General features: G+C 67.4%; 19 protein-coding genes. 11 read left to right on the top strand and 8 right to left on the bottom strand.

What is annotated here, in order from left to right:
* Window positions 1-10: 10 nt before the first annotated feature.
* Both serC and ISP17_RS19135 read right to left on the bottom strand, forming a co-directional pair.
* On the bottom strand, window positions 11-1096 hold the full coding sequence (serC, locus tag ISP17_RS19140) for a 3-phosphoserine/phosphohydroxythreonine transaminase (RefSeq protein ID WP_404636109.1): 1086 nt from the start codon (window positions 1094-1096) through the stop codon (window positions 11-13).
* Between the two features lie 81 nt (window positions 1097-1177).
* On the bottom strand, window positions 1178-1942 hold the full coding sequence (locus ISP17_RS19135; protein WP_404636107.1) for an FHA domain-containing protein: 765 nt from the start codon (window positions 1940-1942) through the stop codon (window positions 1178-1180).
* Window positions 1943-2052: 110 nt separating this feature from the next.
* Between ISP17_RS19135 and ISP17_RS19130 the strand changes: the two genes are divergently transcribed.
* Together ISP17_RS19130 and infA are read left to right on the top strand one after the other, a co-directional pair.
* The gene (locus tag ISP17_RS19130) at window positions 2053-2328 is read left to right on the top strand and encodes a polyhydroxyalkanoic acid system family protein (protein WP_404636105.1); all 276 of its coding nucleotides are present in this window, start codon (window positions 2053-2055) and stop codon (window positions 2326-2328) included.
* Between the two features lie 82 nt (window positions 2329-2410).
* Window positions 2411-2629 (top strand): translation initiation factor IF-1, encoded by a 219-nt coding sequence (gene infA, locus ISP17_RS19125; RefSeq protein ID WP_014402653.1) that lies wholly within the window; start codon window positions 2411-2413, stop codon window positions 2627-2629.
* Between the two features lie 132 nt (window positions 2630-2761).
* Here the strand turns inward: infA and clpA are convergent, their stop codons facing one another.
* Entirely contained in the window at window positions 2762-5035 is a 2274-nt protein-coding gene (gene clpA / locus ISP17_RS19120) for an ATP-dependent Clp protease ATP-binding subunit ClpA (protein ID WP_404636102.1), read from the bottom strand.
* A gap of 65 nt (window positions 5036-5100) precedes the next feature.
* Window positions 5101-5427 (bottom strand): ATP-dependent Clp protease adapter ClpS, encoded by a 327-nt coding sequence (gene clpS / locus ISP17_RS19115; protein ID WP_404636100.1) that lies wholly within the window; start codon window positions 5425-5427, stop codon window positions 5101-5103.
* Window positions 5428-5546: 119 nt separating this feature from the next.
* Between clpS and ISP17_RS19110 the strand changes: the two genes are divergently transcribed.
* Genes ISP17_RS19110 through hflD form a run of 3 tightly spaced genes read left to right on the top strand, consistent with a single transcriptional unit; the run spans window position 5547 to window position 7789 of the window.
* Window positions 5547-6035 (top strand): NUDIX hydrolase, encoded by a 489-nt coding sequence (locus ISP17_RS19110; RefSeq protein ID WP_404636098.1) that lies wholly within the window; start codon window positions 5547-5549, stop codon window positions 6033-6035.
* Complete coding sequence (gene mnmA, locus ISP17_RS19105; RefSeq protein ID WP_404636096.1) at window positions 6032-7144, top strand: tRNA 2-thiouridine(34) synthase MnmA; 1113 nt, start codon at window positions 6032-6034, stop codon at window positions 7142-7144. The genes ISP17_RS19110 and mnmA overlap by 4 nt, the downstream gene beginning before the upstream one ends.
* Before the next feature lie 21 nt (window positions 7145-7165).
* Entirely contained in the window at window positions 7166-7789 is a 624-nt protein-coding gene (gene hflD / locus ISP17_RS19100) for a high frequency lysogenization protein HflD (protein WP_404636131.1), read from the top strand.
* Window positions 7790-7795: 6 nt separating this feature from the next.
* On the opposite strand, the gene ISP17_RS19095 is transcribed toward hflD, so the two are convergent.
* Window positions 7796-8713, bottom strand: a complete 918-nt coding sequence (locus ISP17_RS19095; RefSeq protein WP_404636094.1) for a LysR family transcriptional regulator — start codon at window positions 8711-8713, stop codon at window positions 7796-7798.
* Between the two features lie 189 nt (window positions 8714-8902).
* Between ISP17_RS19095 and acnA the strand changes: the two genes are divergently transcribed.
* Window positions 8903-11653 (top strand): aconitate hydratase AcnA, encoded by a 2751-nt coding sequence (acnA, locus tag ISP17_RS19090; RefSeq protein WP_404636092.1) that lies wholly within the window; start codon window positions 8903-8905, stop codon window positions 11651-11653.
* A gap of 93 nt (window positions 11654-11746) precedes the next feature.
* Here acnA and ISP17_RS19085 read toward each other — a convergent pair whose 3' ends face one another.
* Window positions 11747-12322 (bottom strand): hypothetical protein, encoded by a 576-nt coding sequence (locus ISP17_RS19085; protein WP_404636090.1) that lies wholly within the window; start codon window positions 12320-12322, stop codon window positions 11747-11749.
* Here ISP17_RS19085 and ISP17_RS19080 point away from each other — a divergent pair.
* Entirely contained in the window at window positions 12315-14006 is a 1692-nt protein-coding gene (locus tag ISP17_RS19080; RefSeq protein ID WP_404636088.1) for an AMP-binding protein, read from the top strand. The two genes, ISP17_RS19085 and ISP17_RS19080, sit on opposite strands and share 8 nt — an antisense overlap.
* A gap of 70 nt (window positions 14007-14076) precedes the next feature.
* On the opposite strand, the gene ISP17_RS19075 is transcribed toward ISP17_RS19080, so the two are convergent.
* Window positions 14077-14439, bottom strand: a complete 363-nt coding sequence (locus ISP17_RS19075) for a PilZ domain-containing protein (RefSeq protein WP_404636129.1) — start codon at window positions 14437-14439, stop codon at window positions 14077-14079.
* 773 nt (window positions 14440-15212) lie between these two features.
* Between ISP17_RS19075 and ISP17_RS19070 the strand changes: the two genes are divergently transcribed.
* From ISP17_RS19070 to ISP17_RS19055, 4 genes are all read left to right on the top strand, one after another.
* Complete coding sequence (locus ISP17_RS19070; RefSeq protein WP_404636086.1) at window positions 15213-16148, top strand: segregation and condensation protein A; 936 nt, start codon at window positions 15213-15215, stop codon at window positions 16146-16148.
* Window positions 16141-17073, top strand: a complete 933-nt coding sequence (scpB, locus tag ISP17_RS19065) for an SMC-Scp complex subunit ScpB (protein WP_404636084.1) — start codon at window positions 16141-16143, stop codon at window positions 17071-17073. Before ISP17_RS19070 ends, scpB begins: the two co-directional genes overlap by 8 nt.
* A 12-nt stretch (window positions 17074-17085) precedes the next feature.
* Complete coding sequence (locus ISP17_RS19060; RefSeq protein WP_404636082.1) at window positions 17086-18567, top strand: pseudouridine synthase; 1482 nt, start codon at window positions 17086-17088, stop codon at window positions 18565-18567.
* Window positions 18568-18704: 137 nt separating this feature from the next.
* Window positions 18705-19637 (top strand): bifunctional helix-turn-helix transcriptional regulator/GNAT family N-acetyltransferase, encoded by a 933-nt coding sequence (locus ISP17_RS19055; protein WP_404636080.1) that lies wholly within the window; start codon window positions 18705-18707, stop codon window positions 19635-19637.
* 190 nt (window positions 19638-19827) lie between these two features.
* On the opposite strand, the gene ISP17_RS19050 is transcribed toward ISP17_RS19055, so the two are convergent.
* On the bottom strand, window positions 19828-20022 hold the full coding sequence (locus ISP17_RS19050) for a hypothetical protein (protein WP_404636078.1): 195 nt from the start codon (window positions 20020-20022) through the stop codon (window positions 19828-19830).
* Between the last annotated feature and the right edge of the window lie 163 nt (window positions 20023-20185).

Genomic DNA, 20185 nt, shown 5'->3' with positions numbered 1-20185 from the left:
TTCCATGGTTTCATCCGTGACGATGGGCAAAGTCGGCCATGAAGGCGGCCAGCGCCTGCACCGCCTCCAGCGGCACCGCGTTGTAGAGCGAGGCGCGCATGCCGCCCACCGCCTTGTGACCCTTGAGCGCAATCAGCCCGGCCGCCTCGGATTCCTTGAGGAAGGCACCGTCCAGCGCGCCGTCTTTCAGGGTGAACGGCACGTTCATGCGCGAGCGCGCGGCGGGCTCGATCGGGTTGGCATAGAAGCCGTCCGAATCGTCGATCGCCCGATACAGCAGCTCGGCCTTGGCGCGGTTGCGCTCGGCCATCGCGGCCACGCCGCCCTGGGCCTTCAACCACTGGAAGGTGAGCCCGGCCAGGTACCAGCCCCAGGTGTTGGGCGTGTTGAGCATCGAGTCGTGCGCGGCCTGTTCGGCATAGCGCAGCACCTTGGCCATCGGTCGGCCGCTGCGGAGCAGAAGATCGCGGCGAATGATCATCACCACCAGACCCGACGGCCCGATGTTCTTCTGCGCGCCGGCGTAGATCAGGCCGAAGCGCGACACGTCCAGCGGAGCGGAGAGAATGTTGGACGACATGTCCGCCACCAGCGGCACCTCGCCCACCTCGGGCACGTCGTGGAACTCGACGCCATGGATGGTTTCGTTCGGCGTGTAGTGCACGTAGGACGCCGCCGGATCGAGCACCCACGATTCGCGCGCGGGCAGCCGGCGAAAGCCGTCCGTCTCGCTGCTGGCCGCCACGTTCACGCGCAGGTAGGGCGCCGCCTCGCGCACCGCCTTCTCGCTCCAGTGGCCGCTGACGATGTAGTCGGCGCAGTCGTCCGGGCCGGCCAGGTTCATCGGGATCTGGGCGAAATGCTGGGTCGCCCCGCCCTGCAGGAACAGCACGGCGTAGTCGGCGGGAATCGCCATCAGTTCGCGCAGGTCCGCCTCGGCCTGGGCCGCCATCGCGATGAACGGCTTGCCGCGGTGCGACTGTTCCATCACCGACATGCCCGAGCCGTTCCAGTCCAGCAGCTCGCGCTGGGCCTGCTCCAGCACCTTGCGCGGCAGCGCCGCCGGTCCCGCACTGAAATTCCACACCCTGCTCACTGGCCGGACCTCGCTCGATAGCCTGCTGACGGACCGCCGCATTATGGCGCGGCGCAGCAAGGCGACGTCAATGCGAGATCGTCAAAGCCGGACCAGCAACACCAGCGCGATGCCCAGAGCGAGCACGGCCGCGGTGACGATCAGCCACCACACCTCGCCGCGCGGACCGGCCAGTTCCTCCGGCAGCGGATCGGCCGCGGGAAACGCCAGCAGCTCCGGCTCCGCTTGCATGCCGGGCGCATCGACCACAAAGCGGTGCGTGGCCAGACCCAGCTGGTCGCCGGGATGCAACGCCGCTTCGGCAACCTCGCGACCGTTGATCCGCAGCGGATAGCGGCTCGATACCTGCTGCTGCGACAGGCGCAGTTGACCGTCCTGCCAGTACAGCCGCAACGAGGCGGTCTCGCCCTGTGGCAATTCCAGCGGCACGGCCGAATGCGGGCCGAGCTCGAGCTGGTCGCGCAGCGCGAACACCCGGCCCGATAGCGGCCCGGCCACGGCGCGCAGGGCCACCGGGCAGCGGCTGTGCTCCGGGATCACCAGCACCTCACGCGCATCGGGCGAATCATCCGCCTTCAGCAGCATGCGGCAGTCGCCCACGCTTAGCACGTCGCCGGCGCGCAGCAGGGCGCGCTCGCGCACCGGCCGGGCATTGACGTAGATGCGACTGCCGCCCGGCAGTACCTGCAGCAGGCAACCGCGGCGATCGCTGTAGAGGCGCAGGTGGTGCGCCGCCGCCTGGTGGGAACCGAGCACTACCGCATTGTCGGGCGCGCTGCCGATGGTGAGCACGGGACCGTCCCAGAGGACGTCTTCGCGGGCGGCGTGGGGAAACTCGATGCGCATCTGTGAACCAGTCGACGGACGGCGGGACTCTAGCAGAAGCACGGCCCGCGGCCGCACGGTGCCCACGCCTGCGCGTGACAGCCGCCGCGCGCATGCCGGACAATCGCACCATGCCCAAGATCGATATCCGCCAGCCGCACCAGCTCCCCCTCGCCGACGCCCGTGCCAAGGTCGACCACGTCGCGACTCGCATGCGCGAGAAGTTCGACATGGACAGCCAGTGGGACGGCGACACCCTGCGCTTTTCCCGTTCCGGCGTGAAAGGCTCCATCGCCGTGAGCGCGGCGGCCGTCGAGGTGCACGCCGAGCTGGGATTGATGCTTTCACCGCTCAAGGGGATGGTCGAGGACGAGATCCGGCGCAAGCTGGCCGAACAGTTCGCCTGACGAATGTTTAACCAGAACGCCGGACGTGGCATAATCGTCGGCTTACGCGACCATATCGGTCGCCGACCGAACGACGGAAAGCATGGCCAAAGACGACGTCATTGAAATGGAAGGCACGGTCCAGGAGACCCTGCCCAACACCATGTTCCGCGTACAGCTGGAGAACGGGCACGTGATCATCGCCCACATCTCCGGCCGCATGCGCAAGCACTACATCCGCATTCTCACGGGCGACAAGGTGAAGGTCGAGATGACCCCATACGACCTGACCAAGGGTCGCATCACCTACCGCATGAAGTAATCGGACCTTCCGTTTGCGGCTGCCTTGGCGCCGCGCCGGAAACGAAGGCATGGAGCAGTAAAAAGGCGACGCCGCGGCGTCGCCTTTTTTCGTGTCCATTGCCCGGGCAGCCAGGGCCGCCCGGGCAACACCTCACTCCACCACGGCAGGCAGCTTCTCGGCCGCCTCGGTCTCCACCAGCAGCTCGCCGTCGCGCACGCCCAGCTTCACCTTGCCGCCGTCGGCCAGCTTGCCGAACAAGAGCTCGTCGGCCAGCGCCCGCTTCACCTTCTCCTGGATCACCCGCGCCATCGGACGGGCACCCATCTGCGGGTCGAAGCCATGCTCGGCCAGCCAGCGGCGGGCGTCGGCGTCGACGTCCAGCGCCACGTGCTTCTCGCTCAGCTGCGCCTCCAGCTCGATCAGGAACTTGTCCACCACGCGCAGGATGTGGTCGAAGTCCAGCGAGTTGAACTGGATGATCGCGTCCAGGCGGTTGCGGAACTCCGGCGTGAACATGCGGCGGATCACTTCCATCGCGTCGGTGGTGTGGTTCTGCTTGACGAAGCCGATGCCGCGACGCGACGCCTGCTGGGCGCCGGCGTTGGTGGTCATCACCACGATGACGTTCTTGAAGTTCGCCTCGCGCCCGTTGGTGTCGGTGAGCACGCCGCGGTCCATCACCTGCAGCAGGATGTTGAACACATCCGGGTGTGCCTTCTCGATCTCGTCCAGCAACAGCACGCAGTGCGGATGCTTGGTGACCGCCTCGGTCAGCAGGCCGCCCTGATCGAAGCCGACGTAACCCGGAGGCGCGCCGACCAGGCGGGACACCGAATGCGCCTCCATGTACTCGGACATGTCGAAGCGGATCATCTCGATGCCCAGCTGCATGCCGAGCTGGCGGGTGACCTCGGTCTTGCCCACGCCGGTGGGGCCGGCCAGCAGGAAGCTGCCGATCGGCTTGGACGGATCGGCCAGGCCCGAGCGGGCCATCTTGATCGACGCGGTGAGCGCCTCGATCGCCTGGTCCTGCCCGAACACCACCATCTTGAGGTTGCGCTCGAGGTTCTTCAGCACGTCACGATCGGACGCGGACACCTGCTTGGCCGGGATGCGCGCCATCTTGGCCACGATGTACTCGACCTCGGGCACGTCGATAGTGGTGGTGCGCTGGTCTTCCGGCAGCAGTCGCTGGCGGGCACCGGCCTCGTCGATCACGTCGATCGCCTTGTCCGGCAGCAGCCGGTCGGGGATGTGCTTGACCGAAAGGTCCACCGCCGCCTTCAGCGCCTCGTTGGTATAGGCCACCGCGTGGTGCTCCTCGAAGCGCGAACGCAAGCCCTTGAGGATTTCGATGGAGTCCGCCACGGTCGGCTCGACCACGTCGATCTTCTGGAAGCGACGAGCCAGCGCGCGGTCCTTCTCGAAGATTCCGCGGAACTCCTGGAACGTGGTCGAGCCGATGCAGCGCAGCTCGCCCGAAGCCAGCATCGGCTTGATCAGGTTCGACGCGTCCATCGTGCCGCCCGACGCCGAACCGGCGCCGATGATCGTATGGATCTCGTCGATGAACAGGATCGCGCCCGGCTGCTTCTTGAGCTGGGCGATCACCGCCTTCAGGCGCTTCTCGAAATCGCCGCGATATTTGGTGCCGGCCACCAGCGCGCCGAGATCCAGCGACCAGATGGTCGCCCCTTCGAGCACTTCCGGCACTTCGCCGTCGACGATGCGCTTGGCCAGGCCCTCGGCCAGCGCGGTCTTGCCCACGCCGGCTTCGCCGACGTAGAGCGGGTTGTTCTTGCGGCGGCGGCACAGCACCTGGATGGTGCGCTCGATCTCGTCGGCGCGGCCGATCAGCGGATCGATCTTGCCTTCCAGCGCCAGCTCGTTGAGGTTGCTGGCGTACTCGCTGAGCGGATTGCCCTTGCCCTCGCCGCCCTCCTCGGCTTCGCGATCGGTATTGCCGCTCGTACCCGCCGACGGCTCCTCGCCGATCTTGGCGATGCCGTGGGAGATGTAATTGACCACGTCCAGCCGGGTGATCTCCTGCTGGTGCAGGAAATACACGGCGTGCGAGTCCTTCTCGCCGAAGATCGCCACCAGCACGTTGGCGCCGGTCACTTCCTTCCGCCCCGAGGACTGCACGTGGTAGACCGCGCGCTGCAGCACGCGCTGGAAACCGAGCGTGGGCTGGGTGTCGCGCTCGTCCCCGTGCGGCAGCACTGGCACGGTTTCGGCGATGATTTTCTGCAGCTCGGCGGTAAGCCGCGGGAGATCGACGCCGCAGGCGCGCAGGGCGCCGACGGCGGACTGGTTGTCGGTCAGGGCGAGCAGCAGGTGCTCGACGGTCATGAACTCATGACGCTGCTCGCGCGCCTGCTTGTAACACTGGCCGATGGTGACTTCGAGATCCTTGCTGAACATCCGGACCGTCTCCCGAGTAGATGGCAAGCGGCTGAAGTGCCGCGATGACGCCAAAATGGGGTCGCCTAGAGCTTTTCCATAGTGCACAACAGCGGGTGCTGATGCGCTCGTGAATATTCGTTGACCTGGGTCACCTTCGTCTCGGCCACCTCCCGGGTAAACACGCCGCATACACCGCGTCCGCGGGTATGCACGTGGAGCATCACCTGCACCGCCTTCTCCTGGTCCATGCCGAAGAAGCCACGCAGCACCTCTACCACGAAATCCATGGGAGTGAAGTCGTCATTCATCAGCAGAACTTGATACAGCGGTGGTCGTGCCACCTCCGGCCGGGAGGGTTCCAGCGCGAGACCGTGTCCGGTGCCCTGCTCGTGTTCGGGTTGATTTGCCATAGGAGGAATGCGCTTGCCTGTTGATACGGATTGTACGCCGCGGTGGATGCGGCTTTGGCGACCCTTCGGGAGGTGATGGCACAATGAACGCTTTTCCAGTGCCGCAGGGCGATTGCCTGATGTCTTCCTCCGCAAGCTCCGACGCCGCCTGGCGCCCGCACGTGACCGTGGCCTGCGTGGTCGCTGACGGCGATCGCTATCTGATGGTGGAAGAGGAAGTCGGCGGCCGGCTGGCCTACAACCAGCCCGCGGGCCATCTGGACGACCGCGAGAGCCTGCTCACCGCTGCCGTGCGCGAGACGCTGGAGGAAACCGGCTGGACGGTGGAATTGCAACACCTGATCGGCGTGCACCAATGGCGCAGCCACGAGCACGGTGAGGGCGTGGTGCGCTTCAGCTTCGCCGCACGGGCGCTGGCGCACGATCCGCAGCGGCCGCTGGACAGCGGCATTCGCCGCGCGCTGTGGCTCACCCGGGCCGAGATCGCCGCGCTCGGTGAGCGCCTGCGAAGCCCGCTGGTGCTCAAGAGCATCGACGCCTGGCTCGGCGGCCAGCGCCATCCGCTGGCGCTGGTGGGCAGCCTGCTCGACGGGGATCCCTACCCGTGAAAGTGATGCTCGGCATCTCCGGCGGCGTCGACTCCTCGGTCGCCGCGCTGGTGCTGCAACAGTCCGGCTACGAGGTCGAAGGCCTGTTCATGCAGAACTGGGAGGAGGACGACCGCTCCGGCCCCTGCACTGCCGACGCCGACCGCAAGGACGCCGTGGCTGTCTGCGGCCGCCTGGGTATCCCGTTCCACGCGCGCAATTTCGCCGCCGAGTACTGGGACGGCGTGTTCGAGCACTTCCTCGCCGAATACCGCGCCGGCCGCACGCCGAACCCGGACGTGCTGTGCAACCGCGAGATCAAATTCAAGACCTTCCTGACCGAGGCGCGCGCCCTGGGCGCCGAGAAGATCGCCACCGGCCACTACGCCCGGGTCGACGAATGCGACGGCCGCTTCCGCCTGCTGCGCGCGGCCGACACGGCCAAGGACCAGACCTACTTCCTGCATGCGCTGGGGCAGGCGCAGTTGTCCGCCACGCTGTTCCCGATCGGCCACCTGCCGAAGGAGCGGGTGCGCGCGATGGCGCGCGAAGCGGCCCTGCCGACCCACGCCAAGAAGGATTCCACCGGCATCTGCTTCATCGGCGAGCGCGATTTCCGCGAGTTCCTGAGCCAGTACATCCCCGCCAGGCCAGGCGTGATGTGCACACCTGAGGGGCTGGAGGTCGGCGAGCACCAGGGCGTGATGTACTACACGCTGGGCCAGCGCCAGGGGTTGGGAATCGGCGGGCGCCATGGCGCCAGCGGCGAGGCGTGGTACGTGGTCGGCAAGGAGGTCGCCAGCAACGTGCTGATCGTCGCCCAGGGCGGCGAAAACCACTGGCTACAGTCCACCCGCCTGCTGGCCGATGATCCCCACTGGGTGGCCGGCCAGGCACCGGGCGCGCATTTCCGCTGCACCGCCAAGACCCGCTACCGCCAGACCGACCAGGCCTGCGAAGTGCATTGCCGCGACGGCCGGCTCGATGTGACGTTCGACCAGCCCCAGCGCGCCGTCACGCCGGGGCAGTCGGTGGTGTTCTACGACGGCGAAGCCTGCCTCGGTGGCGCGGTGATTGCCGCGACCGATGCGCCCTTCGGCGGCCTTTCCCCTGTTTCCCCGGAGTCGTAAGTCGTGCCCAGCCTGTTTGCCATGACCGAAGAGCGCGTGCTCGGCCTCGCCGGCCTGTTCCAGGCCACCTCGCTGGCCCAGCAGCTGGCCAACCAGGGCCGCTGCGACGAGGCCGCCTTCGAGGCCAGCGTGGACAGCGTGTTCCGCATCGACGCCGATTCGGTGGTGGGCGTGTACGGCCGCACCTCGTCGCTGCGGCTGGGCCTGCGCACCCTCATCGCCCAGCTGGAGGAAAGCACCAGCGACATGGCGATCACCCGCATGGCGATCACCGTGATGCGGCTGGAGCGCTCGCTGGCCCGTCACGTCGCCCAGCGCGACCAGTTGCAGCAGGGCCTGCTCGCCGCCCAGCGGCAAGTGGAGCATTTCGGCCGGTATTCCCCCCAGGTGATCAGCCGGCTGGCCGCGCTCTACGTCTCCACGCTGTCGACGCTGAAGCCGCGCGTGATGGTCACCGGCAACCCGCAGATGCTGCAGCAGGAGGCGATCGTCGAACGCGTGCGCACCTGCCTGCTCGCCGCGGTGCGCTCGGCCGTGCTGTGGCAGCAGGTCGGCGGACGCCAGTGGCAACTGCTGCTGCATCGTAAGCAGTGCGCCATGCTGGCGCGCGGCCTGCTCACCGGCTCCACGCTGGACAACGGCTGAGCCGGCTCAATCGAGCAGGCGCAGTCCCGGCCGGCGGCGGGCGATCTGGCGCAGCAGTTCGGCGAACGCCTGCAGGTCGTCATGCCACGGCGTCGCCTCGCGCCAGTACAGCGCGATCTCGCGACCCGGCGCCGGGCCGCGGATCTTCGCCAGGGTCACCGCCGGAATCGACGCCAGCCGGTCGCGCGCCAGCGCCGGCACCAGCGCGTAGCCGCCGCGCAGCTCGACCAGCGCGGCCAGGCTCTCCAGGCTCACGTCCTGCACCTGGCCCGCAGCGGGCTCGCCGTCCGGGTGGTATTCGGCCATCACCGTGGCCTCGCCGGCATCGAGCTGGCTGAGCGCCACCGTCGGCTTGCCGGCCAGCGGATGATCCGCGCGCAGCATGATTTCCCACGGCTCGAAGAACAGCGGCCGGCTGGCGATGCCGCTGGGTGCGGTGGCCGGCGGCGGCGCCAGCACGGCATCGAGTTCGCCCTCGTGCAGGCGGCGCAGCAGGCCCCTGGGCTTGCCTTCGGACAGGCTCAGGCGCGCACCGGCGAAATGCTGCGGGAACGGCGCGATCAGGTGCGGCAGCAGGTACGGCCCCAGCGAGGCCGGCACGCCCAGGCGCAGCTCGCCGCCGAAGGCGACGCTGCCGGCGCGCGCCACCTGCTGCAGGTGTTCGGCCGCGGCCAGCACGGCGTCGATCTGCTCCAGCAGCCGACGACCGCCGGCGGTCGGCACGATTTTCCGCCCGCCGCGCTCGAACACCGGCCCGCCCAGCGCCTGCTCCACCTTCTGCACCTGGTGCGACAGGCCGGACGGACTGATGTGCATGGCCCGCGCCGCGCTGTTGAAACTGCCGTGCCGATGCACCGCCTGCACCAGCGCGAGGTCGCGCAGCGAGACCGCCGCAAGGGTGGTCGAAATCATCGAATGCAGCATGTCGTCAAATGCGTTTGTCCGCCCCGGAGGCGTCCATCATCCTATGCGGCGCGATCCACGTCGCGCCCCTTGCCGCTGGCCGTCTATTTCGCGGGTATTGGGCGTTTGCGCGATAATCGATCGTCTTTGATCCACCGCTTGCGGCGGATCGGCCCCATCCCAGCCGCAGGTTCCAGCCAGGAGTTCCCCATGAAAGATTCATTCTCGGTACGCGACACCCTCCAAGCCAACGGCAAGGCCTACCAGTTCGCCAGCCTGACCAAGCTGGGCCGGCAGTTCGACCTCAAGCGCCTGCCCTTCTCGCTGAAGATCCTGCTGGAGAACCTGCTGCGCCACGAGGACGGCGTCAACGTCACCGCGAAGGAGATCGAGGCGATCGCCAAGTGGGATGCCAAGGCCGAACCGGACACCGAGATCGCCTTCATGCCGGCCCGCGTGGTGCTGCAGGATTTCACCGGCGTGCCGTGCGTGGTCGACCTGGCCGCGATGCGTGACGCGGTGGTGAAGCTCGGCGGCGACGCCACCCAGATCAATCCGCTGGCGCCGGCCGAGCTGGTCATCGACCACTCGGTGCAGGTCGACGCCTACGGCTCGGCGTCCGCGCTGGAGCAGAACGTCGAGATCGAGTTCGAGCGCAACCAGGAGCGCTACAGCTTCCTGCGCTGGGGCCAGAAGGCCTTCAACAACTTCAAGGTGGTGCCGCCGCGCACCGGCATCGTGCACCAGGTGAACCTGGAGCACCTGGCCCGCGTGGTGTTCACCAACGACGCCAACGGCGAAAACTGGGCCTATCCGGACACCGTGTTCGGTACCGACTCGCACACCACCATGATCAACGGCATCGGCGTGCTGGGCTGGGGCGTGGGCGGCATCGAGGCCGAGGCCGCGATGCTGGGCCAGCCGTCCTCCATGCTGATTCCGCAGGTGGTCGGCTTCAAGCTCACCGGCAAGCTCAACGAAGGCGTCACCGCCACCGACCTGGTGCTCACTGTCACCCAGATGCTGCGCAAGCTCGGCGTGGTGGGCAAGTTCGTCGAGTTCTTCGGCTCGGGCCTCAAGCATCTGCCGCTGGCCGATCGCGCCACCATCGCCAACATGGCGCCCGAGTACGGCGCCACCTGCGGCATCTTCCCGATCGACCAGGAGGCGCTGAACTACCTGCAGCTGTCCGGTCGCAGCGCCGAGCAGATCGCGCTGGTCGAGGCGTACGCCAAGGCCCAGGGCATGTGGCACGACGAGAGCTCGGTCGAGCCGGTGTTCACCACCACGCTGGAGCTGGACCTGGCCACCGTGAAGCCGTCGCTGGCCGGTCCCAAGCGCCCGCAGGACCGCGTGCTGCTGGAAGGCGTGCAGCAGAGCTTCCATGACGTGGTCGGCGGCCTCACCACCAACCGCAAGACCAAGAACGGCGACTCGGCCCGTTTCGCCAACGAAGGCGGCGCCACCGCCATCGGCAACGAGGCCAACAGCGTCAGCGAGGGCACCGTGCGCGTCGCGAAGGACGGTGAAACCTTCGAACTGAAGGACGGCTCGGTGGTGATCGCCGCGATCACCTCCTGCACCAACACCTCCAACCCGGCGGTGATGCTGGGCGCCGGCCTGGTCGCCAAGAAAGCCGCCGCCAGGGGCCTGAAGGCCAAGCCGTGGGTGAAGACCTCGATCGGCCCGGGCTCGCTGGTGGTCACCGACTACCTGGAGAAGACCGGCCTGATGAAGGAGCTGGAAAAGGTCGGCTTCTACATCGTCGGCTACGGCTGCACCACCTGCATCGGCAACTCCGGCCCGCTGCCGGCCGAGATCAGCAAGGGCATCGCCGAGGGTGACCTGGCCGTGGCCTCGGTGCTGTCGGGCAACCGCAACTTCGAAGGCCGCGTGCATCCGGAAGTGAAGATGAACTACTTGGCCTCGCCGCCGCTGGTGGTCGCCTACGCGCTGGCCGGCACGCTGGACATCGACCTCACCAAGGACGCCATCGGCACCGGCAGCGACGGCCAGCCGGTGTACCTGAAGGACATCTGGCCGACCAACCAGGAGATCTCCGACGCCATCGCCGGCTCGATCAACGCGGAGATGTTCAACAAGAACTACGCCGACGTGTTCAAGGGCGACAGCCGCTGGAACCAGATCGCCTCGCCGGACGGTGCGCTGTTCCGCTGGGACGACTCCACCTATATCAAGAACCCGCCCTACTTCGACGGCATGAGCAAGGAGCCGGGCACGGTCGAGGACATCCACGGCGCCCGCGCGCTGGGCGTGTTCGGCGACTCGATCACCACCGACCACATCTCGCCGGCCGGCTCGATCAAGAAGGACAGCCCGGCGGGCCGCTTCCTGATCTCCAAGGGCGTCGATCCGAAGGACTTCAACTCCTACGGTTCGCGCCGCGGCAACGACGACGTGATGGTGCGCGGCACCTTCGCCAACATCCGCATCAAGAACCTGATGCTGGACGGCGTCGAAGGCGGCTACACCCTGCACGTGCCGTCGGGCGAGCAGCTGGCGATCTACGACGCCGCGGTGAAGTACAAGGCCGAGGGCACGCCGCTGGTGGTGATGGCCGGCAAGGAATACGGCACCGGCTCGTCGCGCGACTGGGCCGCCAAGGGCACGCTGCTCTTGGGCGTGAAGGCGGTGATCGCCGAGAGCTTCGAGCGCATCCACCGCTCCAACCTGGTGGGCATGGGCGTGCTGCCGTGCACCTTCAAGGCAGGCCAGAACGCGCAGTCGCTGGGCCTCACCGGCAAGGAAAGCTTCGACATCACCGGCCTCCATGGCGGCGAGTCGAAGGAAGCCACCGTGGTCGCCACCGCGGCGGACGGCAGCAAGAAGACCTTCACCGTCAACGTGATGCTGCTGACGCCGAAGGAGCGCGAGTTCTTCCGCCACGGCGGCATCCTGCAATACGTGCTGCGCCAGCTGGCGGGCAAGAAGGCGGCCTGAGTCTCACCGACCCAAGCCCGATGAAAGACGCCCGATGAAAAACGCCGCCCACGGGGCGGCGTTTTTCTTTGTGCGAAACGACACGACTGCGCGCTAAAGCGGCCGCTTCCACGTCGCCGAATAACACACCCACTCGCCGCCCTCGCGCCGCCACGCGCTCTCCACGTCGTATACGCCCATGTCCTCGGGCAGCAGGCGGCCGCCGCTGGTCAGCGTCACCGTGAAGCTGGCCACGTAACGATCGCCGCGCTGCGCCACCGTCACTGGTCCCATCAGCACGTGGATGCTCTCGTGGCGCAGGCGCGCCAGGCGCAGCAAGTTGGCCAGCTGGGCGCGATCCACCTCGCCAGCGTTACCGGTGAAATCGTCGGTCAGATGATCGGCAAAAGCGCCTGCGTCGGTCTGCTCCGCGGCACGCTCGGCGGCGGCCACGGCCTGCTTCACGGCCACCTCGTCGGGGGTGCGATGGCACCCGGTCGCGAGCATGCAAACGATCGCGATGACGGTCATCCACAGGGCGTTCCGGAGTCGCATCGACAAGGCCTCGATCTCGTTGCGGCGCGGCTTGCCGCTATACGCGAGCGTATGCTCCAATGCCTCGTCGTGTCGATGGCCGATCACCGCAGCGATCATCCTCTTCCACAGGAGCACAAGGATCACCATGAGCAACGAGCGTCCGTGGCTGGACCACTATCCGGATGGCGTCCCCGCACAGATCGACATGGACGCCTATGCGTCGGTCGTCGCGGTGCTGGAAGAGGCCTTCGGGCGGTTCAAGGATCGTCCGGCTTTCGCCAGCTTCGGCAAGAAGCTCAGCTACGGCGAGATCGACGCCATGAGTGCGCATTTCGCCGGCTACCTCACCGGTGAACTGAAACTCGCCAAGGGCGATCGCATCGCGATCATGATGCCCAACGTGCTGCAGTACCCCATTGCCCTGTTCGGCGCGCTGCGCGCGGGGCTGGTGGTGGTGAACACCAACCCGCTCTACACCGCGCGCGAGCTGAAGCACCAGCTGGAGGATTCCGGCGCCAAGGCGATCGTGGTGCTGGACAACTTCGCCGCCACGGTGCAGCAGGTGGTAGCCGATACCCACGTGCAGCACATCGTCACCACCGGCGTGGGCGACCTGCTTGGCGGCCTCAAGGGCATGCTGGTCAACACGATCACCAAGCACGTCAAGAAGATGGTGCCGGAGTTTCACCTGCCGCAGGCGGTGCGCTTCGCCGACGCGCTCGATCGCGGCGCGCACCACCCGCTGCCGAAGGTGGTGTTGACCCACCAGGATCTCGCCTTCCTGCAATACACCGGTGGCACCACCGGCGTGGCCAAGGGAGCCATGCTCAGCCACGGCAACATGATCGCCAACATGCTGCAGGCCGGCGTGTGGATCGGCCGCAACACCAAGCTGGGCGAAGAGGTGATCATCACGGCGCTGCCGCTGTATCACATCTTCTCGCTGACGGCGAACTGCCTGGTGTTCACCCGGCTCGGCGGCCTGAGCTGGCTGATCACCAACCCACGCGACATGCCCGGCTTCGTCAAGGAGCTGGCCAAATCCAACTTCACCGCGATCACCGGCGTCAACACGCTGTTCAACGGCCTGCTCAACACGCCGGGCTTCGCCGAGCTGGATTTCTCCCGCCTGCACCTGAGCCTGGGCGGCGGCATGGCCGTGCAGCGCGCGGTGGCCGATCGCTGGAAGAAGATCACCGGCTGCACGCTGGCCGAAGCCTACGGCCTCACCGAAACGGCGCCGGCGGTGTGCATCAATCCGCTGGACCTGAAGGAGTACAACGGTTCGATCGGCCTGCCGATCCCCTCCACCGACGTGGCGATCTGGTCGGAAGACAACCAGCCGCTGCCGCTCGGCGAAGTGGGCGAGCTGATGGTGCACGGCCCGCAGGTGATGCAGGGCTACTGGCAGCGTCCGGACGAGACGGCCAAGGTGCTCACCGCCGACGGCTGGCTGCACACCGGCGACATCGCTCGCATGGATGCCAGCGGCTACGTCTATATCGTCGACCGCAAGAAGGACATGATCCTGGTGTCCGGTTTCAACGTGTACCCGAACGAGGTCGAGGACATCGTGATGCAGCACCCGGGCGTCTCCGAGGTGGCCGCGGTCGGCGTGCCCGACGAGCATTCCGGCGAAGTGGTGAAGATCTTCGTGGTGCGCAAGGACCCCAACCTGGGCGAGGAGGAACTCCGGGAGTTCTGCCGCGAGAACCTCACCGGTTACAAGCGGCCGAAACTCATCGAGTTCCGCACCGACCTGCCCAAGACCAACGTGGGCAAGATCCTGCGCCGCGAACTGCGCGACGAGAAGAAAGTCCCCGCCGCCGCCCACTGAAGCCGCGGCTGCCGGATGCAAAAACGCCCGCGCAAGCGGGCGTTTTTCGTTGGGTCACGGCGGCGCGCGATCAGTTGCGCCACTGCTCCAGGATGTCGGCGTAGCCGCCCAGCAGGTTCCACAGCGGCACCTGCTTGTCCTCGGGGATGCGCGAGTAGGCATAGCCAATGTGGTGATCGGAGATGCGCGCCACCGTCGCTTCCAGGTGAATGTGCAGGTCGTTGCCGAAGATCATGTCCAGCACCCACGGCTCGCCCAGCTCGCCCTTCCAGCCCAGCGGTCGGCGCACCAGCAGGCCGGTGGCGGAAATGTCCACCAGTTCGGTGGGGTGGGACTGATCGCCGTGGCTCATCAGCACCGTGGTCTCGATGCGCATGCGGGCCGGACGCAGATGCTCCAGTCCGGACGCTGCCACATTCTTCTCGATCGCCATCATGTTCCCTCGCTTGAACCCGCGCCGCGGAGCCTGTCGATGCACGCCGGCAGCATCCCCTCGAAGCGACGCCGGCAGATTACCCCACTGCTGCATATCCGGGCTTCGCATGGCGCGATGTATTGGCGCACGAAGCCCGCCGCAGTGACAAGCATCACGAAGCAACAGCCATGCCACGCAGTGAGTGCCGTGCAGGCAGTGCAGAATGGCCGACTCGCGCACAAGTCCGGCTCACGCGCGTCGCGCGCTGTCGGCACGCGGTGCCGCACAGGGACAGTTTGCGACACGATCGGCCGCGCGCCCGTTCCGCCCGTGCCTGTGCTGCCCGTGCGCGGTCGCGCTGGACTTGCCCCCGCCCAGCCGCTACCCTGTGGGTCATTCATGGGGTTAAGAACGGACGCCATCCTGCCGGCGAGGCAGTGGGGAGTGTCCCGAGAGCCACATTCGATGCTCTCCGCCGACCGACTGATACGACCGTAGCGTCCCCGACGCCCCACGGCATGCGCGCCTCGACCGTGGCTCACCTCCCGGACCGGACGCCCAGCGGTTGGAAGCGATCGCGATGATGATGCCGCCGACCGGCCCATCCCGCGCCACCGCGACCAAGGCACCGGCCAGGCAGGGCATCTGCAGCAGGAGCGTTTCCTCGTGGCGCGGCTTTATCGGCGCGCAGACAAGCCCCGCATCCCTCGGCGCGAGCCGCAAGGACGGGTCCGGTTCCGATCGTGTGCAATCCCCGCCGGCCTTCGGTGGTGGCCCAACGACATGCATTGATGAGCACTGAGCCAACCGAGCCTCAGACAACCAGCAACAGCACCGCACCGGACGTGTTCGCGTCGATGCCGCAGCAGCAGGAAATGCCGCTGGCCATCGTGCGCGGCGAGCCGATGCTGCAGATGCCGCAGGACCTGTACATCCCGCCGGATGCGCTGGAAGTCATCCTGGAAGCCTTCGAAGGTCCGCTGGACCTTCTGCTGTACCTGATCCGCCGGCAGAACCTGGACATCCTCGATATCCCGGTCGCCGAGATCACCCGCCAATACATGACCTACATCGAGCTGATGCGCGATGTGATGCGACTGGAACTGGCGGCCGAATACCTGCTGATGGCCGCGATCCTGGCCGAGATCAAGTCGCGGCTGCTGCTGCCGCGGCCGCCCAGCGAGGAAGGGCTGGAAGACGACCCCCGCGCCGAGCTGGTCCGCCGGCTGCAGGAATACGAGCGGTTCAAGAAGGCCGCCGAGGACATCGAGGCCCTGCCCCGCGTCGAGCGCGACACGGTGCCGGTGCAGGTCGATGCCGGCGAGCGCACGGTGATCCGCCTGCCGCCGCCGCTGGACCTGAAGGAAATGCTGCTGGCGCTCAAGGACGTGATGCACCGCGCCGAACTGTTTGGCCACCACGCGATCAAGCGCGAGGCCCTCAGCGTCCGCCAGCGCATGGGCGAACTGCTGGGCCGGCTCGAAGGCAGCGCCTTCCAGCGCTTCGAGACGCTGTTCGATCCGGCCGAAGGCCGGCTCGGCGTGGTGGTGACCTTCCTGGCCATGCTGGAGCTGGCCAAGGAAATGCTGATCGAGATCGTGCAGGAAGCGCCGCTGGCGCCGATCTACCTCAAGGCCAAGGCCGCGCTCACCGGCGACGACGCTGCCGAAGCCGCCGATGACGAGCCCAACGATGCATCTGCCGGAGAAGCCTCCGCCTATGAATGAACACGAAGACGTCACTGCCATCGACACGGACACCGCCATCGCTGCCGCCGTGCGCGCCGAGCCACTCACGCCCGTGCAGCTCAAGCCGATCGTGGAGGCCGCCCTGCTCGCCTCCAGCCATCCGCTGACCGTGGCGCAGCTGGTGGAGCTGTTCGGCGAAGAGCACGAGGTGACACGCGAGCTCATTGCACGCGCGCTCGAAGCGCTGGCCGAAGACTGCGCCGACCGCGGCATCGAGCTGAAGGAAGTCGCCTCCGGCTTCCGCTACCAAGTGAAGCAGGACGTGCACCCCTGGCTGTCGCGCATGTGGACCGAGCGACCCAGCCGCTACTCGCGCGCCCTGCTGGAAACGCTGGCGCTGATTGCCTACCGCCAGCCGATCACCCGACCGGAGATCGAGCAGATCCGCGGCGTGGTGGTGTCCTCCAACATCATCAAGACGATGGAAGAGCGCGACTGGATCCGCGTCGTCGGCCACCGCGACGTGCCGGGCCGGCCCGCGCTGTTCGGCACCACCCGCGCGTTCCTCGACTACTTCAACCTCAAATCGCTGGACGAGCTGCCGCCGCTGTCGGAAATCCGCGACATGGAAGACCCGCAGCTGCGCTTCGAACCCGAGCCGCTGCCGGCCCGCGTCATCAAGAACCTGTCGATCGACCCGGAAGCCGACGCGGAAGCCGAAGCCGCCGCGCAGGCCGAACTGCACGACGGCGACCACGATCACCCCGCCGCGTCCACCGACCCGGACGAACCCAACACCGACACCGTCGCCGCACTCGATGAATCCACCGAGCCCGCCGACCACGTCCCCACCGACACGGCCGACGACGCTGCGCCAGAGGCGCACACCGATGGCCCTGCCACTGCCGACGAGGCAGCGAACCCCGCGCACGCCGATCACGGCGACGCCGACAAGCATTCCTAAGGAGTCACGCGCATGACTGCGCCGCAGAAATCCGTACTAACCCTCAAACGCGCCACCCGTGACGAGAACGAGCCGCAGCTCGAAGAGCGCCTGCACAAGGTGCTGGCCAACGCCGGCCTCGGCTCGCGCCGCATGCTGGAACAGCGCATCCAGGCCGGTGAGGTCGAGCTCAACGGCGCGCCCGCCGGCATCGGTGCCAGCGTGCACGCCGGCGATCGCGTGGTGCTCGACGGCAAGCAGTTCGTCGTCGCCACCGACAACCGCGACGAGACCGAGGTGCTGATCTACCACAAGCCCGAAGGCGTCATGAGCACGCGCGACGACCCGGAAGGCCGCCCCACCGTGTTCGAGCAGCTGCCGCGCCTGAAGGGTGCGCGCTGGGTCGCCGTGGGTCGCCTGGACATCAACACCACCGGCCTGCTGCTGCTCACCACCGACGGCGAGCTGGCCAACGCGCTCATGCACCCGCGCAGCGCGCTGGAGCGCGAGTACCTGTGCCGCGTGCACGGCGAAGTGCCCGACGAGATCATCGAAAAGCTCAAGGCCGGCGTCGAGCTGGAAGACGGCCCCGCCCGCTTCGACGAGATCGCCATCATCAGCCGTGGCGGTAGCCACAGCTGGTTCCGCGTGGTGATCCGCGAAGGCCGCAACCGCGAAGTGCGCCGCCTGTGGGATTCCCAGGGCTTCCTGGTCAGCCGCCTCAAGCGCATCCGCTACGGCACCGTGCAGCTGCCGCGCGCCCTGCGCCGCGGCGACTGCGAAGCGCTCGGCGAAGATGCGGTGAAGGAGCTGCGCAAGGTCACCGGCCTGGGCGCACCCCAGCCCGTGCTCACGCTGAGCCCGGTGCTGCACCAGCGCCGCGCCAACCGCAATGTCACCGAATACCGCCCCGAGCGCGGCAGCGCCACCGCCTGGAGCAGCGGCGCCGCCGACGAAGCGCGCGAGCTGCGCGCATTCGACCGCATCCGCGACGAACCCACCCGCGGCAAGCGTCCCCGTCCGCCCGGCCGCGAAGTGAACGGCAACGTCGCCCGCCCCGAGCGCAGCGGCGCGCCGCGCAAGGGCGGCGCCGGCGGCCGCGGCAAGCGCGGCGTGGCCCCGGGGCAGGAACTGCCCTCGGTGCGCACCTGGTTCGCCGGTGAAACCCGCGACGGCTACGCTGGCGGCCCCTCGGCCCCGCGCGGCAAGCCCGCCGGCGGTCCCGGTGGTCCCGGCGGCAAGCGTCGCCCCGGCGGCGGTGGCGGCAAGCCCGGCGCCCCGCGTCCGGCCGGCCACGGCAACGCCAACCCTTACTCCGGCTTCGGCGGCGGCAATCGTGCCGGCGGCGGTGAATCCCGCGGCCCCGGCGGCGGTGGCCCGGCACGTAGCGGCAACCGCTCCGGTAAACCGCAAGGCGCCCGCCCCGGCGGCCGCGGCGGCAACCGTCCCGGCGGCGGCCCCGCGGGTGGCGGTGGTGGCAACCGCGGCGGCGGCAACCGCAGCGGCAACCGCTGAGCTGCAGGCTCTGCAAAAAGAAGGCGCCCCACGGGGCGCCTTCTGCGTTCTCGACCGTCGGTCTACCGATTCCCTGCTCACCCGCCAGTGTGGGCCGCATGTTGACCGCTCGTCCATTTCCTGACTAAAGTCAGACAATGGACGCCAATCACATTGAACAGGTGCGCGCTTTCAATCGCGCCGTCACGCGCCGCATCGGCGTGCTGAGCGATGACTATCTCGGCCGCGGCCGCCCGCTGGGCGAGTCGCGACTGCTGTTCGAGATCGGCCGCGACGGCGCGGATCTGCGCGATCTGCGCGGGCGACTTGGCCTGGATTCGGGCTACCTCAGCCGTCTGCTGCGCTCGCTCGAGACGCGCGGCCTGGTCACCTCCAGGCCCGCACCCGGCGACGCACGCGTCCGTCGCGCCACCCTCACCCGCAAAGGCCTGGCGGAGTGGGCGGCACTCGACCGGCAATCGCAGGCCATGGCGACCTCGATGATCACACCGCTCGGCTCATCCCAGCGAACCCGCATGCTCGCCGCGATGGCCGAGGTCGAGCGACTCATGCGCGCATCCGAAGTCGCCATCGCGCCCGCCGATCCCGCCAGTGGCGACGCACGCGCGTGCTTCGATGCCTACTTCGCCGAACTGAAGATACGCTTCGACAGCGGCTTCGATCCGGCCTTGACCGTATCGGCCACTCCCGATGAACTGACCCCGCCGGCCGGGGTGCTGCTGCTCGCCCGCCTCGATGGTCGCGCCATCGGCTGCGGTGCGTTGAAGGCCGGGCCGCGCAGCGTCGGCGAGATCAAGCGGATGTGGGTCGATCCATCGGCCCGCGGCCTGGGCATCGCCCAGCGCCTGCTTGACGCAATCGAGCAACAGGCCGTAGTACTTGGCCTGCGCACGCTGCGACTGGACACGAACCGCTCATTGGTCGAAGCGCGCGCACTCTACCTGCGCAACGGCTACCGCGAGATTTCCGCCTACAACCAGAACCCCTACGCGCACCACTGGTTCGAGAAGAAACGCCGCAAGGCGGACGCTACGTTCCGGGGCGCCACGGAAGACGCCGGGTCCGCATGAGCTGCTTTGAGAATCCGCCCTTCACCATGTCAATCTGACTCTCTATAAGGTAAAGGGCACTCTGACTCTGATTTTGATTTGTTAAGGAAGGAGTTGCTCGTCGCCTACCCAACTACCGTCAACAAAGTGCGGCCTGAGCGCGGCGGTGAGCCAAGTCCGGATTTGTGAAAGGTCCATTGTCAGTCGACACCTAACGCTTGCGTTGAGCGGCGGCGCAGCCGTCCGCCTCGAACGATTTGTTAGATTTATTGCCTAGGAAGTAGGCGGCAGGGACGAAGAAAAACACAAGCCAATGCCCCGAAAACCCGCGGATCTCATTCGTTTGCAACGCCCGGTATTCAGAAGCCGTGAGTTCGCGGATGAGTTTGCCATGTTCAAGCAACAAGTACTGTCCGTCTCTGATGATAGCGTAAGCTCCCCCGCTAAGCAGACATCTCGAAAGTAGAACTTTCTGGCATCGTTCCCGAGCCAGGAGGTTCCATGAAGAAGTCGAAGTTCACCGAGACGCAGATCGTCTCGATCCTCAAGCAAGCCGACGCCGGGGTGCC

It is taken from the genome of Dyella ginsengisoli (genome assembly GCF_044904665.1).
GTDB classification, from domain to species: Bacteria; Pseudomonadota; Gammaproteobacteria; order Xanthomonadales; family Rhodanobacteraceae; genus Dyella_A; species Dyella_A ginsengisoli.
The sequence above is the reverse complement of the archived record's forward strand: the minus strand, read 5'-3'. Positions and strand labels throughout refer to the sequence as shown.

Coding starts and splice junctions, on each gene's coding strand:
- infA (WP_014402653.1), top strand. CDS start 2,411: ATGGCCAAAGACGACGTCATTGAAATGGAAGGCACGGTCCAGGAGACC.
- ISP17_RS19070 (WP_404636086.1), top strand. CDS start 15,213: ATGAGCACTGAGCCAACCGAGCCTCAGACAACCAGCAACAGCACCGCA.
- scpB (WP_404636084.1), top strand. CDS start 16,141: ATGAATGAACACGAAGACGTCACTGCCATCGACACGGACACCGCCATC.
- ISP17_RS19080 (WP_404636088.1), top strand. CDS start 12,315: ATGAGCAACGAGCGTCCGTGGCTGGACCACTATCCGGATGGCGTCCCC.
- clpA (WP_404636102.1), bottom strand. CDS start 5,035: ATGTTCAGCAAGGATCTCGAAGTCACCATCGGCCAGTGTTACAAGCAG.
- ISP17_RS19135 (WP_404636107.1), bottom strand. CDS start 1,942: ATGCGCATCGAGTTTCCCCACGCCGCCCGCGAAGACGTCCTCTGGGAC.
- clpS (WP_404636100.1), bottom strand. CDS start 5,427: ATGGCAAATCAACCCGAACACGAGCAGGGCACCGGACACGGTCTCGCG.
- ISP17_RS19060 (WP_404636082.1), top strand. CDS start 17,086: ATGACTGCGCCGCAGAAATCCGTACTAACCCTCAAACGCGCCACCCGT.
- acnA (WP_404636092.1), top strand. CDS start 8,903: ATGAAAGATTCATTCTCGGTACGCGACACCCTCCAAGCCAACGGCAAG.
- ISP17_RS19130 (WP_404636105.1), top strand. CDS start 2,053: ATGCCCAAGATCGATATCCGCCAGCCGCACCAGCTCCCCCTCGCCGAC.
- ISP17_RS19075 (WP_404636129.1), bottom strand. CDS start 14,439: ATGGCGATCGAGAAGAATGTGGCAGCGTCCGGACTGGAGCATCTGCGT.
- ISP17_RS19110 (WP_404636098.1), top strand. CDS start 5,547: ATGTCTTCCTCCGCAAGCTCCGACGCCGCCTGGCGCCCGCACGTGACC.
- ISP17_RS19055 (WP_404636080.1), top strand. CDS start 18,705: ATGGACGCCAATCACATTGAACAGGTGCGCGCTTTCAATCGCGCCGTC.
- ISP17_RS19095 (WP_404636094.1), bottom strand. CDS start 8,713: ATGCTGCATTCGATGATTTCGACCACCCTTGCGGCGGTCTCGCTGCGC.
- hflD (WP_404636131.1), top strand. CDS start 7,166: ATGACCGAAGAGCGCGTGCTCGGCCTCGCCGGCCTGTTCCAGGCCACC.